This window comes from Armatimonadota bacterium (assembly GCA_018268395.1).
Classification (GTDB): Bacteria; Armatimonadota; Fimbriimonadia; order Fimbriimonadales; family Fimbriimonadaceae; genus JAEURO01.
Genome location: JAFDWQ010000001.1, coordinates 91897 through 107507 on the forward strand (window position 1 = coordinate 91897; position 15611 = coordinate 107507).

Sequence of the window (15611 nt, forward strand, 5' to 3'; positions counted from 1 at the left end):
GACGGCGGATGGCTCGTGCCGTCGGACGGAGGGGGTGCGGACAACGAGTCCTCGCAGGCCGGCCCCCTCCGTCGCTGCGTGCCACCTCCCGCGTGAGAGGCACGGACCGGCCTCGACCAGGGGAGGATCTTGGGGAGGGTTCACGGACCCTGGCGGTAGGTGATGCCGTAAACCTTTTTGGCCGACTGGATCCGTCCCGTCATCGCTTTACCGCGGTCCAGGTCGGCGGGGAGGTTCGTGTCCCAAGGACGGTAGACCTTGTAGTCGTCAAACCCGCGGCGTACGGCTTTGACCTCCCAGTCGAACTCGTAGCCACCGTGGCCCTGCCAGAGCTCGCGCACTTCGAACGACGTCAACGACTTGCGCACGACCGCGAGGCCTTTCGAACTTTCGCTCAGGGGCGTCAGCTGGACGGTCATGCCCTCGGAGACCGCGACGTTCTTGAAGTGGGCGGGCAGGGAGACCGTGACCCGTCCGTTGACGAGCCTGGCGGTGCCGCGGATGTAAGCGGCGGCTTCGGGCCCCTCGAGAGAGGCGTAAACGATGTCGCGGTGGACGTCGTCGGGGTCAGGCTGCACGAAGTTCTTGACGTCGGCCGAAATTCTCCCGATACCGTCAGTCGGGATCACGGCCTGGACGCGCATGACATTGTCCCGCATCAAGAACAACAATTGGGTGTTGCTGATCGCGCGCATGGCCGAAGCGTTTCCCGTCCCGTTCCCGATGCACCGGAACTCGCTACCGCCGACGTTGGTCGTGACGTCATAGACCTTTTCGTTGTCGACATTGAAGCCTTCGATCGGACCGACGTACTGCTGCGTCGTGCCGGAGAACACCGCCGCGCGCCCGGAGGTGCTCGTCGCGAAGAGCGCCGTAGCCCCAGGATTGTTGGCCACCGCCAAGACGCCGATGCCTGCACTGCCGTTCGATCCTCCCCGGACGCCGGTGTCGAACTGCGCAAAGCCCTCCACGCCGTAGCCGTGGTCCGAGCGGCTTTCTCCGTAGACGCCCTTCCCCACTCCGACCGCGTTGGTCGCCGTTCCGCGGACGGCGATGCCGTTTTTGCCCGCTGAGCTGAAGGAAGCCCCGATGCCGGCGATGTCGGTCGCGTTGTTGTTGCCGATGACGGGGATCGTGGAGTTGAGGCTGGTGACGTTCACTTGCCCCGCCCGGAACGTGCCCTTGATGTTCGCGTGACCGACCTGAGCGGTCCCTGGCGTCGCATCTTGAAGGAAAACATTTCCGATGACCGCCTGTACGCCCTGGTCTTGGGCGATGGCGACGGCGGCGAGGACGATGACAGCGGTGGCGGTGAGAAGGACGGGGCCGTGCTTCATACCGTCCATTAAACTGCACGGCAGTGAAAGCGAGCCACGACTTTCGACAGGTCGTTCGGGGCACGGCCGTCAGGCCGCTTTCTTTTGACCTTCGGACCAGGTGCCTCGTTGCGCGACGTCTTCGCGGACGGTCCGCGAAGACTCGATGATCTCGATCCGGCCCGTGCGGAGGTTCCGGGCCGCGTATGGGAGACGTTGCCGGCCGAAGCCGCGCACCAGTCGTCCGTACGGACCGTACGTCATGCCCCCCTTTCAATCCGGTTTTGGCGGCCTTTGATCCCTGGATCCGAGCTTTGTGTGACCCTGACGATCGGAGGCACCAACCCAGGACGATGCGAAAGTCCCAATATTTCAAGAAATGTTGAAACGTGTGATACAGTGACGACATGGCCGAACGGGCGACGGTGGAGATGTTCAAAGCGCTGGGAGACCCCACGCGATTGCGCATCTTCGACTTCCTGAGAGGGTGCTGCTGCCCGGTGGCGGTCGGTGACGAAGGCGAGGTGCGACCGATGGCCGGTCCGACCGCGGGCGAGGTCTGTTGCCACGTGACCGGGGCGGACAAGATCACGTCGGCGGTGAGTTTCCATCTCAAGGAACTGCGCAACGCCGGGCTTGTCCGGATGGAAAAGCGCGGGAAGCACATGGTTTGCGCCGTCGAACCCGCCGCCCTCGAGGCCTTGGCCGCGTACTTCCGCCCAGAGGGGCCGGGTGCCGCGTGCTGCGAGGACAACTGACATGAGCGAAACGAAACTGACCGAACGGGACGACGTGCGCGAGCTCGTCAAAGCGAAATACGGCGAGGCCGCCCTCCGCGTGCTTTCAGGCCAAGGCGGATCGTGCTGCGGGACCAACACCGTCATGGACGACGTCTGCTGCGGGGAGCGGCACACGGAAGGAGAGTGCTGCAGCAACACGAAGGACCCCATCACGAGCGACCTCTATTCCGATACGGAAGCTTCGGAGATTCCCGAATCGGCGATCCTGGCTTCGCTCGGGTGCGGCAACCCTACGGCCTTGGCGCAACTGTCGCCGGGCGAGACCGTCCTCGACCTGGGCAGCGGCGGCGGTATCGACGTGCTGCTCTCGGCGAAGCGGGTCGGCCCGACCGGCTTCGCGTACGGCCTCGACATGACGGACGAGATGCTGGAGTTGGCCGAACGGAACAAGGCCGAGGCGGGTGCCGAGAACGTCACGTTCCTCAAGGGCCACATCGAGGAGATCCCGCTTCCGGACGCCAGCGTGGACGTGATCATCAGCAACTGCGTCATCAACCTCAGCGCGGACAAAGACCAGGTGCTCCGCGAAGCCTTCAGGGTCCTGAAGCCGGGCGGACGGTTCGCCGTCTCCGACGTGGTCGTAGAAAGCGAGCTCCCTGAAGCCGTGCGCAAAGATATGGAGATGTACGTCGGTTGCGTGTCGGGCGCGCTCGAACACGACGAGTACCTTTCGAAGCTGACGGCGGCGGGATTCGTGGACGCGGGCATCGAACCGACGCGCCGCTACAGCTTCTCGCACCTGGAGGGGAGTTGGGCTCCGAAGGGCGTGGCCGGCATGACCGAAGACCAGAAGCGCGAACTCGACGGCAAGATCTACGGAGCGTTCATCCGGGCGACCAAACCCTGATGCGCGTCCTCTTCGTCTGCGTCCACAACGCAGGCCGTTCGCAGATGGCCGAGGCTTTCCTCGGCCGTTTTGCCCGTGAGCGGGGGCTCGACGTGACCGCCGAGTCGGCCGGGACGGTAGGGGGCGGCGGTTTGAACCCGGCGGTCGTCGCAGTGATGGCCGAGCTCGGGATCGCGATGGACGGCCACGCTCCGAAGCTTCTGACTCAGGAGACGGTCGACCGTGCGGACAAGGTCGTCACGATGGGGTGCGGGGTGGACGCCGGGGCCTGTCCGGCCCGGCTTCACGTGTCGGAGGACTGGGGGTTGGACGATCCGGCCGGTCGGCCGATCGAGGACGTCCGAAGGATCCGGGACGAGGTCAGGGAGAGGGTGTTGCGGTTGCTGGACGAAACGCTCGTCCCCTGAACCGGCGGCGGGTCCGGCTATCCTCACGGAAATGAGCGCGATCGCCAAATCCGTCCCCTACATCCACTTTTCCGACAACTGCGCCGAGGCGATGGAGTTCTACAAGTCGTGTCTCGGCGGGGACCTCGAAGTCATGAAAGTCGGGAGTTCGCCCATGGCCGGGCAGATGCCGGGCAAGGAAGACTATGTCATGCATTCGCAACTCATCGGCGACGGTTGGTCCGTGATGGCGTCCGACTGGTGCGCGCCTTCGGAGTACAAGCCTGGTAACAACTGGACGATCATGCTCGAGTTGACGGACGAGGCCGAGCAGACCGCCGTCTACGAGAGACTGTCCGCGGGCGGAACCCAGACGATGCCGTTGTCGGACGCGTTCTGGGGCTCGCGGTTCGGGATGTTGAAGGATAAGTTCGGCATCGACTGGATGCTCAACTGCCCGAAGACGTAATCGGCCACGCTCGACTCCGGCCGTGGCCCTTCCATTTGGACGGCTACGGCCGAGTCACTTGGAGACGGGCTTCGACCCCTTCATACTCGGCGGATGGACTTGCCCAACTGGGCCGTCAGAGCGTCGGCGTTCCTGCAGCGCGGGATCCGAAGAAGCATGGAGCCAGAGTCTTCAAGGCCCGGAGAGCGTCTGGCTGAACGGGCACGCCACACCTTGTCTTTGCTCGACAAAGGGCAAAGCGACATCGCCGCCGCCATCGCTATGGAGAACTTGGCCTGCGAGAGCGACCTGTTTTTCGACGAAGCCGCCTTGATCCCGGAGTGTTTGTCACTCCAGGTCCGCGTCATGAAGGACGCCGTCCGCGATCCAGCCGCGGCCCGGGCCGTCGACAGCGCTTTGAACGAAGCCCCTGTGTCGCGTTTGATGATCCAGATCGTCTCGATGCTTTGCACGCCGCCGACCGAAGCGGTCCGCATCGTGTTCTCCGATCCTATCGCCGTCCACGTGTCGCAAGGAGGGCCGTGGCGGGACGAACTGACGATCCCGACCGACCTTTCACGACCGTTGGCGGGCACTGTCGCCCGCATGGAAGCGGCCGGCTTCCCGTTGGTCAAGTCTTTGACCCGGACCGAGTGTGCACTGCCCGACGACGTCGAGTTCGTCCGGATGTCGGCGACGATCGTGGAACTGAGGGCCGCCCGTCCTTAAGGACCGGAGCCCGTACCGCTCCGAAGGGGGCTCATCCGTGAACCTGTCAGATCAGACCGCACCGCTATGACTTCTTACCGACGGAAGTAGGCGTCGAACGGATCAAAGTCACGGAAAGGGTTCGAGATCTGTTTGGTCGACAAGAACCAAGCCGTCAGTCGCTTCTTTCCTGCCGACTTCTCTTCCGTCGACCAGAACAGCGAGAAGCGGGGCGCACCCTCGACGCGCGCGAGCGATAGCGCAACCAGGTCTCCGACCGTGACGTCGCACGCCGTGCCCATGCCGAGAGCCCCTAAGGATGTCGAGTCCACGTCCACGTCCATCGTCCGCGAGTCCCCGAAAGTAAGGCGCGCAGTGGCATCTTCACCGACTTGGGTTAGGACCGCGCGGGCGGCGGACCTTTGGGAGGCCATCCACTTGACGACCATCGTCCGAAAGGCAGGGACATCGAACACCCTTGATGTGGAGACTTGTGCCAACACGTTCACGTTGTAGACCGCGTTTTCGTCCGTCGCAGAAGTGATCTTGGCGAGCACGTCTGCGAAGTGCTCTTGAGCGAGTTCTTCGACTCCGGGAACGTTCCGGTCCTTAACCATCGGCCGGAGCAGGGCCGCGTCCAAGCTGTTCAGAAGGTCGGTGTGCCGCAGAAAGCGCCTGTAGCCGACGAGTGCGGTGGAGTCCTTGAGGGCGAGCCTCGCGCTGACGAGGGCGCCGATTCCGAACCTCGCGTTCGACCGGCTTAGAGAGATGTCTTGCGCCGTCGAAAGGGCTTGAAGAGACATGTTCCTGTCCCATTTAAAGATGCACAGGGCCATCGTCGTCAAATCGGTTTCGAAGAACATCGACTTTCTGGGGTCTTCATCCAGAGCTTTCACCATTTGGGCGAACCGCTTGAGGAAGAGAGACGTCAACCGACCTTGTTTTCTGAGAGGCTCACCTCTCATCGTCGGGCTCGGGTTCGTAGTCGAAGAGACCCACCCGTCCGAAACGTTGACGTCCACCGACCGCACGAGGAATTCTGCGGCCGACAACCAGGCTCGAGGGCCGAGCGAGTTGTCTTCGAGCACGGCCAATTGACGTTCCGGTTCGGTCCGAGATTTGTCCTTGATCCAAGCTTCGCGGAGTGCGGCCGCTGTCTCAATGTGTGAGCCTTTCCACCTCATCGCAGCCGCCGGCCAGATTTGGACGAGCGCTGACATCGCCGCACTACGGACGGTCAAAACGGTCCGGCCCGGAAAGAAGTCTCTGCCATAGGAGACGGACCGGGTCAGGCGGTCGTCGGACTCTATGCAGTCGATCAAGGCGGGTACGGCGCGATCGCCGAGTTTCGTCAAGGCCCTCACGATCGGTGACCAAGAGAGACTCACACCTCCGGGTTGCATGAACTGGTCGACTTTCACCTGATCGAGGGCTTGGATCAGGACCTTCACTTGTTCGTCGGGAGTCAGACCGACAAGCGTGGAAACGTCCGGCTCGCTTGGAGAACGGTTGACGACCCGACGCTGTAAGTCGCGTGACAACTCGTCCCCCTGCCAGTCCCGAGCGCTTTCTCCGTAGTGCCGGCGTTCAGTCTCGGAGAGCGGGATCGACGTCTTCTCTACGAGCACCAAGCGGTCCGCCCAATCCACTCCCTCTTCGTAGCGTCCGAGCTTTAGGGCGTCCGCAGCCAACATTTTGTAGCGGTCGGCCATGGCGTCCCGCAACCGCATGGCGGCGACGGCTCCGCTGTCGTGGCTGAATTGGGAATAGGCATTGGCCGCATCTTCGGCGCGGCCAAGAAGGAGGAGGAGGACCGGCGCCGCCGGACTTTGTCCTGGCGACCAACAAGATTGCCAAAACGTCCAACCTGGGGAACCTGACTTCAGCGACTCAGCGAGATCGGCTTCGGCCAGTACGGTGCACCAGGGATATTCGACTCCGTCCCATAGGACGACCCGGGCCGCTTGCTGTTTTCCGTGCGGCAAGACCCAACCGTATACTTCGACGTCTTGGTCGTGGGCCGTCGCACTTCGAGACGGGATGCGCACCTTGCAGTACTTCCCTCCTCGCGGATCGGCGATGACCTTGCCGAAGAAGCCTCTGGCGGTATCCCAGTACTCGACCGGGATTTTCGTCTCCGGTATCGCCCATTCCTGCCCCTTGGCACTTGCCGGACATGAGATGCCCGCCGCGCATGTCAGCGCCGCGACCAGAACCGTTTTCATCGTCCCCATGTTCCTGACGGCTCTCGCGGCTTTCGGTATCGCATTCGGCGATGTCGGTCGGCTCCCAACGCGATCAGACTATAGGTTCGATCGGGTCGACTAGACCCAGTTCGGCCGCCGCGCTCCGCAGTGCTGAGATCCGTTGGTCGCGCGTCGGATAACCGGAGAGAAGGACGTCTTGCCTCGATTCAGGATGTCCTATTTTTTCAAGAGAGGAAACGGCTGACGGCAAGTCTCTCGTCAGCTCCAGCGCCCTTCGGTCACAGGCAATCTCCAGTTTGATCCCGGGCTCATTGACCGGCTTGACGATTTTGACTATAACGACCATCACACCCATCAACACGATCATCGGGCCGACATGAAGTGCGAACGGCCCCGCAACTTTGCTCCATGCGACGGCAAACAGAAAGGCCGTGACGAACAAGACCGACAGCGACATCGCCCAGGGAGAGCGGAGGCGATTTAACTGCTGATCGGTGCGCTCCAAGTGAGCGATTTCGTGCGCGAGTGCGAAATCGATTTCAGTTTCGCTCATCGCGTGCCACATGGCGGTCGTGACGTAGACCTTTCGCAAGTGCACCATGGCCGTGATGTTCGAGCGACCGAACCGACCGGACAAAAGGCAGACCTTAGGCGGCTTAACCAGTGTCAGTGCGGCCCAATGGGCGAACCTCTCCGTCAGTCCGGCGTCCTCTTTCACCTTCGCCTCACAATAGAGGTCCGCTGTCGGTAAGAAGAACGGGTTGAGGACGAGTGGCAAGAGCACGAACAAAGCCAAGGGAGGACCCTGGACATGGGAACGGACGGCCTGGGCAAGAAGCCATCCAAGGATATCTGCCGCGAGACCGAACGCCGCGACCGGCCAGAGTCGGACGGCGAACAGTAGATAGCCCACTGTCGCGCATTATGCCGGGATCAAGCGACTTGTCAAAGCGGTTCCTGGAGAAAGTCGTCCCCGCCAAGTGCTGTTCCGGTGCATTGAACGGAAGACGAACGGTGTTCCGCTGCCGTCGACGCCGACTCTACGACCCTGTCCGCTTCCAGAAAGGCGCTTGCGGAGGCAAGGGAAGCTTGGGAACGGTCCGAAGGCGACCGCCGCTGAACGACCCCCGATTTTTCGAGAGGACGACCTTGCGACGGGTAGATTCCGCCCTGTGACAGGCGTTTTGGCGGCCGTCGTTTTGGGTCAAGAAGTCGGATTCGCGTCGATGGGCGATGCCGCGCTCAAGGTCGTCCGGCGGGACTACTACCTGGCGAAATCCAAGCTTTATGCGGAGCGTCCGGACAAGAAACAGCCGGCATTCAACTGGGGCGTCGGCGTCATGCTGTCCGCCCTGAACGCTGCCGCCCGGTGCGACCCGAAGTACAAACCGTGGCTGCGCGAGTACGCCGACGCCGTCCAGGTCTATTGGAACAAGGGCGGCTACGACGTGCTTCCCGTCCCCAAACCTCTCGACCGCTACTACGACGACAACGCTTGGATGGCGCTCGCCTTGGTCGAAACGTACGAAGTCCTCGGTGATCGAAAGTATCTGGACCGGGCCAAGGCGGCGCTCGACTTTTCGCTCCAAGGCGCGGCGAAGGACGGCGGGATCACTTGGCGGGAGAGCGACCGCGCTTCGAGGAACACGTGCAGTTGTGCGCCGACGGCGTTCGCGTGTCTCGCGGTGGCCCGTCACACGAACGACACGGCGCTCGTCGAGAAGGCCAAGGACATCGTCGCATGGACGAGAGGCCATCTGGAAGATCCGGCCGACGGGCTCTATTGGGACAATCTTTCGAACACGGGCAAGGTCGACAAGACCAAATGGACCTACAACACGGCCCTGATGATCCGGGCGGTCAAGGCCCTCGAGATGCCGGGCGTCGGGCGGGCTATGGAGTCTTCAAAGTCCCGATGGCTGAAAGCCGGCCGGCTGAACGACCCTGGTCGGTTCGCCCACCTTTTGGTGGAGGCATGGGTCGACGTCGAAGGGGTCACGCCAGTGACGGAAGCGGCGGTACGGGCGGTCTGGGCGGCCCGCTCCTCGTCCGGACGGTTGCCCGCAGACTGGGGCTCGACGACCGTGCCGAAAAACGCCGAGATCCTGGATCAGGCGGCCTTTGTCCGGATCTGCTACGTGCTGGCCCGGTCGTCCTGAGGTTCAGGTCTTCTTCGTCTCGTCTTGAGCCCTGTCCAGGAAGATCGTGTGACCGTCGGGGTCTTCGAACCAAGCCGACTCGCCGCCCTGTTCGTTGGAGACCGGGCCCCGTACAGGCGAGACGCCCCGGTCCTTGAGTTCCGCGACGGTGCCGGCGATGTCGCCGCCACGGAAGTTCAACGAGAAGACCGAGCCTTCCATGTGTTCGGGCGCGTAAAGACCGATCCGGGACTCTCCATTCACCACGACCGCCCAGCCTTCGGCGTCGTCACCTTCGACACGATGGAACCCGAACGCCTCGTAGAACGTTCGGGAGGCGCTCACGTCTGCGACACGAAGACAGACGTCCAACCATCCCAAGTCCACGTCCGACTCTAGCACACGGCCCATGCAAGGCGCCCTTGGGCCGACGGTAGACTCCGTCGCTCATGGAACACGTGTTTGCCGGGCGGGTCGCCTTGGTGACGGGCGGAGGAAAGGGGATCGGTCTCGGCATCGCCTCGGCATTGGCCAGACGGGGCGCCCGGGTCGTCGTGTCGGGACGTCACAAGGATCTACTGGACTCGGCCGTCAGCGGGTTCGCAACGTCTGCGCTCGCTTTGAACATGGACGTCCGCGACGAATCGTCCGTGACCCGTGGCGTCGAAGAGGCCGTGGGGTGGGGCGGACGGCTGGACATCGTGGTCAACAACGCCGGCATCGGGCTCTTACAGACGCCGCTTACGGAGACGACCTCGGAAGCTTGGAGGGACGTGATCGATACGAACTTGACGGGTGCCTTTACGGTCGCAAGGGCCGTCTGGCCGCACCTCGTCGCGAGCAAGGGCCAGATCATGAACGTCAGCAGTATCGCCGGCACCCAAGGGTTCAGCGGAGGAAGCGCCTACTGCGCGTCGAAGTTCGGCTTAAGCGGATTGACCGAAGTCCTGAAACGGGAAGGGGCAGAAGTCGGAGTGCGGGCGCTATCGCTTTGCCCCGGACCGGTCGACACCGACATTTGGGGCGAGTGGGCGAACGATCAGGAGAAGTCGCGCATGATGACGCCCGACCAACTGGCCGTCGTGGCGATGGCCTTGCTCGAGGCACCCCGGAACATCGACCTGAGCCAGCTGGTCGTCGTCAACGCGGTCAGTCCCTGGACTTAAGGATCTATCCGAGTCCTGACGCGTACGGCCCTCTTTCGGAGATAGGTACCCTCCGGCGGTGATCGCGACCTTAGCGCTTTTGACCGGCGCGACGACGTCCGCAGCGGGATTCAGCCTGCACTTTACCGGCGACCGACAGCTCGCCCGCATCCCATATCAGAAGGCCTTTGATCTTCCCCAGGCGACGATCGAGCTGTGGTTCAAGGCCGAGTCGAACGACCGTTTTTATAACTACCTGCTCTGCCGGAACTACGGCGACCACGGGTGGGGCTTGGCGCTTCACGGCCGACCTGGGAAAGTGTTCAGCCAAGCGCCTGCCGTCGCCGTGCGCCCCGGTGTGTGGACGCACTTGGCGTTGGTCTTCAGCGACAAGGCCGAAAAGGTCTATATCGACGGCGGACTGGCCGCGGCCCGGGAGCGCGGACACGACCATCTGCCCTTCGCCCACGACGTCATGGTCGGGAACAGCGACATGACGGGATCGCCTGGCAACGAACCGACGCCGTTTCATGGGTGGATCGACGAAATCAGGATCTGGAGCAAGCCCTTGACCCAGGCGCAGATCCGGTCCAGGATGTCGCGCGCCCTTCAGGGGACCGAGCGGAACCTGGTCGGCTACTTCCCGTTCGACGAAGGTCAGGGCCAGATCGTCCACGATTTCACCGGACGGTTGATTTCCGGGTGCCTCGGCGACAGCTTTGAGGCTGATCCGGCGGATCCACAATGGGCGCCTGGGGTTCCTTTGTCGGGCCGGACGAAGATGCGCGTCCGCCGCTGACTTACGGGCACGACGGACCGAACCAGTGGTCGGGACACGTGAGCAGTGCAGTGACCCCATAGTCTTCCGCTTGGTCGGCCAAACCGTCGTCGTCCCTGCCGATCAGATACGTCCTTCGATAAGAAACGCCAAGAGCCGCCAATGCGGCGAGTTCGTGAAGCGAGTCCACAAAAAGCACTTTCCGCCGGGCCCTCTCGCGCGACGTGGCCTGGGCGTCCTCATGAAAGGCGATGTCCCAGCCTCCTTCGGAACCATAAGCTCGCAGCATGCGCTGTAAGGTCGGGTGGTGGACGATCGCGTCAGCACGACGATCAGAAGGGGTTCCCGCCCCGATCATAACCGCGATCGGGGGCCAGGGCCTCCAGCCCTCTGGACAGTTCTCCACGGTGCATGGACGGGTTCGAGGCCGATTTCTGTTCGAGAACAATCAGAGTGACCGCTGCCCAAGGCGCGTTGAGGAGCGCGAAGTCTGTTTGAGTTCGACGGTGACGACGCGGATGTCCGCAGATCCGACGTTTTCCAGCGTGTGCAACGGCAACGGGTCGAGCCAGAAAACGTCGCCTGGGTTCATGACTGCCCCCCCGTTTCGCGAATCTAAGGTGACGTTCCCTTCCCCGTCCCTTCGGACGAAGTCCGAGGAACTGACCAGATGGTTGACCGAGGGCCAGCAATGGGTGTGCAAGGGGACGATGTCCCCAGGAGGGATACGGGTCTCGAGCACACGTACCGACTCGTTCTCGAACACGAGACGGTGGTGTGCAGGGGCCGCGGCCAACGCGTCGTCGGGGCTCAGGTCCATGCGTCCATGATGGCCCGCGGAAGGTCGGTCGTGCATCCACATGAGAATCGGGTGCCAGAAGCCGGGCACGTCATGTATCACGGGCGGACGAAACGGTCTCCCTCCATCGTGAGCAAACCGTCCGTCCGCCTCTCCGTCCTTCTGCTTGCGGCCATAGGTCTGCCGCTGGCCGCCCCGGCCCAATCGGGAAAGGCGCCGTTCGCGTACAGGATGCAAGTCCTTTCTCCGGCGGCGGGTTACCTGTCTTCTGCGGCCTTCGCCTTGAACGACCGAGGCGACGTCGTCGGAGAATGCATGCAGAACGGAGGCGCGCCTTCTGTCGCGGCGAAGTGGCACCTCGACCAACCCGACATCCTCGGTCTTGTCCCACGAGGTCATTCGAGCGTCGCCACGGCCATCAACGACACAGGGTTCGCCGTCGGCTCAGGCGATGACGGCGACGACCGTCCTCGGGCTTGCGTCTTCGACGGCGGAACCGCCCGGATCATCGATAACGGCGCCAACAACGCACACACCGTCTTCGTCACTGCGACGGGCGAGATCGTCGGCAACTTCGCGCAAGGGTTCGGAACGACGTGGCTCCCGACGGTCTGGCACGAAGACCCGCAGCACCCGGGCCGCTACGACGAGGAGTTCCTTCCCCGCTTTACCGATCCGAACGGGTTCGAATCCTACAACTACATCAATGACGCCAACGACGCGCTTGTTTGCGTCGGTCAAGTCAGCTCGACGCTCTGGAGCGCCAGGGGAGGTTACTGGTCCTCCGATGCGGGCCATCCGTTGACACTTCTCGAGCCGCTACCGGGCCAATGGGATTCGTACGCCATGGGCGTGAACGGTCAGGGGGTCATCGTCGGACTGAGCGACGTCGGGACGTTCTCGACGACGCCCGTCGTCTGGACCCCCGCACCCGGATTCCACGCCAAGGCGCTGCCACTGTTCCCGGGAGAACTGCACGGTGCGGCGTCCAAGATCAGTGACAACGGCGACATCGTCGGCTGGCACGGCCCCGCTTCCAGGCCGGCCCTCTGGCGGAACGGCCGGATCTACGACCTCGCCTCGCTCGTGGATTCGACGGTCGCAGGTTGGACGCTGGACGTGGTCACCGACATCAACGCCCGCGGCGAAATCGTGGGCTACGGCCACCAAGGTACGACTTTCCGCGCCTTCGTCCTTCGACCGTATGCGAGAGCGGCCCGTCCTGCAGCACGGTGAGGAACGGCTCGGCGCGGCGACCGAGTGCCGTCCATAGTGCTCCGTGCCTTTGGTGACCCACACGTCCCTTGTGGTGGGCAGGTTCCACGACATTCGGACGACCGGACCGGTGGCCCGTCTCGCCGGGACTACGTCTTGAGCCTACGGTCGCGCCGCCTGGCATAGAGCTCGCGGAGCCCGCTAACGATCTTGCGCACGGTCACGACCGCGCCGATGACGGCGAGGATCACGACCACGATCGCGACGACCGGGAGCCAAAGAGCCAGGGCCGTCATACCCGCCGCGCCGATGTCCTCCAGAAAACTCACGACGACGTTCGAAACCGGCTCCGGACTGTGGTTGACAGCGGCACGGACCCCGGCCTTCGTGCCGTGAGAGGCGAGCGCGAGGCCCCCACCGAGCAGGCCCGCCACGATTTGCACGCGCGAGTCCGCGTGACCATAGGCGGCCCAGGCCAACGCGGCCCCCGCCGGGATCCGGATGAACGTGTGCACCGCGTCCCAAGCCGTGTCGAGCCAAGCGATCTTGTCCGCGAAGAACTCGATCACGAACAATCCTCCCGCGACGCCGATCACCCACCAGTCGGTCAGGGCGGACAGGTTGCCCGGAAGCTGCACGAGCTGAAAACGCCCCAACAGACCAAGTGTCGCGACGCACGCGTAAAGCCGCATGCCCGACACCCAGGCCGCCCCCATCGCCAAACCTAACGTCGCGAGTTCGTTCACTGAAGTCCTTCGTCCGTTCAGTCTACGCTTTGGCGCGGGACAGGTTGCCATGAACCGCGCCGGGCGGTATCGTGGGCCCACATGTCACAACGCGGATCGGGCCGGTCCAAGGCGTGCGCCTGCAGTTCGTGCGGGTGCGGCGTCGGCTTCATCGGCCTCCTCGGCACCTTCCTCTATATCGTCGTCTTCACGAACACCTGCGCCAAGATGCTCGGCGAAGAGACGTATCCGGTCGCCGGAGACCCAAAGCGGTTCGACCCCTTCGCCTCGGTCGAAGACGTGCGCAGCCGAGTCGGGGCCAAGGCCCGCCTGACCAAAGTCGAAGCCAGCTTCGTCCGCTCCGACGGCACGATGGACTTGACCGCCACCTACGTCCCCGGCCCGCGCGTGACGTACACCTTCCAAGTCCCGCTCGACAAAGCCCCCGCCGACGCGCCGCCCGTCGGCGCAGGCCGGGCCCCGGGGGACGTGTGGGTCCAGACCGTCCGCGTCGACTGCTATCAACCGGGCCAGCGCCGGTCCGTCACCCGCATCAGCGGAGGTTCGAAGACGCAGTACCAGTACACGAACGAAGGCATGGACGTCGACCGCGGCACGCCCCAAATGGGCAAGCTCGAAAACGACATCGGCAAACCCGTCGTCACGACCGCCGAGCTCTGGAAGCGCGGCCTTGCGAAAGGGGCCCCGAAGGACGCCGTCGCCCGGATCGGGTTCGACAAGGACGGCTACGAGTTCTCCGTCACCGGCGTCGACGCCGACGTCGAACTGGACAGGAACGGCCGCCCTCGCGACTGAAACCGGGCGGCTTCAGCGTGCGTCCGGCGGGACGGGGATCTTCGGCGAGTCGACCTCGAACTGGACCACCTTCGCCCGACCCCAGTCCTTACGCTTGCCGAATTCGAAGGTCAGGTCTTTAAAGGTCGTCGGCATGACGCCCAAGCGGATGTACGACACGTGCTCCGTCAGTTTCGAAGTCGCCATGACCCGCCCCTGCCTGTCGAACACCCGCGCCACGAGGCGGTAGTCGAAGTCGCTGTACTGGGCGACCGCGCAACTCAGGACGGCCTTGAGCGACGTCTCGCCTTCGCGCCCCGTCGCCGTCCGGTCGACTATGGCTTTCCCCGAACGGAGGATCGAAAAGTCCTCGCCGTTGAGCCTGACGGGCTTCGACGCCAAGCGCAGCTCGATCGGCCGGCCCGCGTCGAACGGGTGTCGAGGGGTCCGGGTCTGCCCGCCCGCCAGGACGGCGCTCAGGACGCAACACGTGAGAGTCATGGTCAAGGGTAAGGACGGTCCAAAACCGCGTGTGTTTTGTCCGCGCCCGTTCCCGGCATAATCGGACTGGCGGCACCGACATGAAGCCCTTCACCGACTCCCTCTGGATCGCGCTCGGCGCCGCTCTCGGTGCGAACGCCCGCTACTGGATCGGTTACGTCGCCAAGGCCGCGCAGCAACCGTTCCCCTGGCCGACGTTGCTGATCAACCTGACGGGCTCGTTCGTGCTCGGCCTCTTCACCGCCTTCGCCCTGATCAAAGGATGGGGCGGGCAGGCGCGGCTCTTCGTCGCCGTCGGCCTCTGCGGCGGCTTCACGACCTTTTCGACCTTCTCCCACGAAGTGCTCGACCTCTACTTCGAGAAGTCCTGGAAACCGGCCCTGCTCTATGCCTTGGTCAGCCTCGTGCTCTGCGTCGGAGGTTGCCTGCTCGGCGGGCACATCGGGCGTCTGATGGCGGGCCCGCAGCCGTCGCCTTCCACCCACGCGTGACTTTTCGGCCTCGCGCTCGTCGACCCTGGACGTCGGGACGGTCTACGGACATCGATCGCACGGCCGACCTGGCCTGGAAAACTGTTTCCGGGGCGTGGTGAGGAGCAGACCAGGCCTGGGAAACTGTTCCCGGCATGAGGTGAGAAGCTCACCAGGCCTGGAAAACTGTTCCCGGCATGAGGTGAGAAGCTCACCAGGCCTGGAAAACTGTTCCCGGCATGAGGTGAGGAACTCACCAGGCCTGGAAAACTATTTTCCGCATGAGGTGAGAAGCTCACCAGGCCTGGGAAATCATTTTCCGCACGTGGTGAG

The 15611-nt window shown here is 63.6% G+C and carries 20 protein-coding genes; 11 read left to right on the forward strand and 9 right to left on the reverse strand.

Annotation, left to right across the window (positions count from 1 at the left end; translation table 11 throughout):
• Positions 1–140: 140 nt before the first annotated feature.
• Together JST30_00430 and JST30_00435 are read right to left on the reverse strand one after the other, a co-directional pair.
• On the reverse strand, positions 141–1337 hold the full coding sequence (locus JST30_00430; protein ID MBS1712779.1) for a hypothetical protein: 1197 nt from the start codon (positions 1335–1337) through the stop codon (positions 141–143).
• A 69-nt stretch (positions 1338–1406) separates the two neighbouring features.
• Positions 1407–1580 (reverse strand): hypothetical protein, encoded by a 174-nt coding sequence (locus JST30_00435; protein ID MBS1712780.1) that lies wholly within the window; start codon positions 1578–1580, stop codon positions 1407–1409.
• A gap of 143 nt (positions 1581–1723) precedes the next feature.
• Between JST30_00435 and JST30_00440 the strand changes: the two genes are divergently transcribed.
• From JST30_00440 to JST30_00460, 5 genes are all read left to right on the forward strand, one after another.
• On the forward strand, positions 1724–2074 hold the full coding sequence (locus JST30_00440; protein ID MBS1712781.1) for a helix-turn-helix transcriptional regulator: 351 nt from the start codon (positions 1724–1726) through the stop codon (positions 2072–2074).
• A 1-nt stretch (position 2075) separates the two neighbouring features.
• Positions 2076–2963 (forward strand): arsenite methyltransferase, encoded by an 888-nt coding sequence (locus tag JST30_00445; protein ID MBS1712782.1) that lies wholly within the window; start codon positions 2076–2078, stop codon positions 2961–2963.
• Positions 2963–3370, forward strand: coding sequence for an arsenate reductase ArsC (locus JST30_00450; protein MBS1712783.1), 408 nt, complete (start codon positions 2963–2965; stop codon positions 3368–3370). The genes JST30_00445 and JST30_00450 overlap by 1 nt, the downstream gene beginning before the upstream one ends.
• A gap of 31 nt (positions 3371–3401) precedes the next feature.
• Positions 3402–3818 carry a VOC family protein gene (locus JST30_00455; protein MBS1712784.1) on the forward strand — a complete coding sequence of 139 codons (417 nt, stop codon included), beginning with the start codon at positions 3402–3404 and terminating at the stop codon, positions 3816–3818.
• A gap of 93 nt (positions 3819–3911) precedes the next feature.
• A complete protein-coding gene (locus tag JST30_00460; protein MBS1712785.1) occupies positions 3912–4526 on the forward strand; it encodes a hypothetical protein in 615 nt (204 codons plus the stop codon).
• Between the two features lie 74 nt (positions 4527–4600).
• Here the strand turns inward: JST30_00460 and JST30_00465 are convergent, their stop codons facing one another.
• The gene (locus JST30_00465; protein MBS1712786.1) at positions 4601–6730 is read right to left on the reverse strand and encodes a hypothetical protein; all 2130 of its coding nucleotides are present in this window, start codon (positions 6728–6730) and stop codon (positions 4601–4603) included.
• Between the two features lie 73 nt (positions 6731–6803).
• Positions 6804–7625 (reverse strand): M48 family metalloprotease, encoded by an 822-nt coding sequence (locus JST30_00470; GenBank protein MBS1712787.1) that lies wholly within the window; start codon positions 7623–7625, stop codon positions 6804–6806.
• Positions 7626–7884: 259 nt separating this feature from the next.
• On the opposite strand from JST30_00470, the gene JST30_00475 reads away from it, so the two are divergent.
• Positions 7885–8871 (forward strand): glycoside hydrolase family 88 protein, encoded by a 987-nt coding sequence (locus JST30_00475; protein ID MBS1712788.1) that lies wholly within the window; start codon positions 7885–7887, stop codon positions 8869–8871.
• 3 nt (positions 8872–8874) lie between these two features.
• Here the strand turns inward: JST30_00475 and JST30_00480 are convergent, their stop codons facing one another.
• The gene (locus JST30_00480; protein ID MBS1712789.1) at positions 8875–9261 is read right to left on the reverse strand and encodes a VOC family protein; all 387 of its coding nucleotides are present in this window, start codon (positions 9259–9261) and stop codon (positions 8875–8877) included.
• Positions 9262–9299: 38 nt separating this feature from the next.
• Between JST30_00480 and JST30_00485 the strand changes: the two genes are divergently transcribed.
• Positions 9300–10016 carry an SDR family oxidoreductase gene (locus JST30_00485; GenBank protein ID MBS1712790.1) on the forward strand — a complete coding sequence of 239 codons (717 nt, stop codon included), beginning with the start codon at positions 9300–9302 and terminating at the stop codon, positions 10014–10016.
• A gap of 58 nt (positions 10017–10074) precedes the next feature.
• Positions 10075–10794 (forward strand): LamG domain-containing protein, encoded by a 720-nt coding sequence (locus JST30_00490; protein MBS1712791.1) that lies wholly within the window; start codon positions 10075–10077, stop codon positions 10792–10794.
• Position 10795: 1 nt separating this feature from the next.
• Here the strand turns inward: JST30_00490 and JST30_00495 are convergent, their stop codons facing one another.
• Together JST30_00495 and JST30_00500 are read right to left on the reverse strand one after the other, a co-directional pair.
• Positions 10796–11062, reverse strand: a complete 267-nt coding sequence (locus JST30_00495) for a hypothetical protein (GenBank protein ID MBS1712792.1) — start codon at positions 11060–11062, stop codon at positions 10796–10798.
• Positions 11063–11221: 159 nt separating this feature from the next.
• A complete protein-coding gene (locus JST30_00500; GenBank protein MBS1712793.1) occupies positions 11222–11593 on the reverse strand; it encodes a hypothetical protein in 372 nt (123 codons plus the stop codon).
• Positions 11594–11701: 108 nt separating this feature from the next.
• On the opposite strand from JST30_00500, the gene JST30_00505 reads away from it, so the two are divergent.
• Complete coding sequence (locus JST30_00505; GenBank protein ID MBS1712794.1) at positions 11702–12808, forward strand: hypothetical protein; 1107 nt, start codon at positions 11702–11704, stop codon at positions 12806–12808.
• A gap of 128 nt (positions 12809–12936) precedes the next feature.
• Here JST30_00505 and JST30_00510 read toward each other — a convergent pair whose 3' ends face one another.
• Complete coding sequence (locus JST30_00510) at positions 12937–13584, reverse strand: DUF4126 domain-containing protein (GenBank protein ID MBS1712795.1); 648 nt, start codon at positions 13582–13584, stop codon at positions 12937–12939.
• Between the two features lie 30 nt (positions 13585–13614).
• Between JST30_00510 and JST30_00515 the strand changes: the two genes are divergently transcribed.
• A complete protein-coding gene (locus tag JST30_00515; GenBank protein ID MBS1712796.1) occupies positions 13615–14328 on the forward strand; it encodes a hypothetical protein in 714 nt (237 codons plus the stop codon).
• Between the two features lie 12 nt (positions 14329–14340).
• Here the strand turns inward: JST30_00515 and JST30_00520 are convergent, their stop codons facing one another.
• Positions 14341–14808, reverse strand: coding sequence for a hypothetical protein (locus tag JST30_00520; GenBank protein MBS1712797.1), 468 nt, complete (start codon positions 14806–14808; stop codon positions 14341–14343).
• Between the two features lie 80 nt (positions 14809–14888).
• Between JST30_00520 and crcB the strand changes: the two genes are divergently transcribed.
• Entirely contained in the window at positions 14889–15299 is a 411-nt protein-coding gene (gene crcB, locus JST30_00525) for a fluoride efflux transporter CrcB (protein MBS1712798.1), read from the forward strand.
• The last annotated feature ends 312 nt before the right edge of the window (positions 15300–15611 follow it).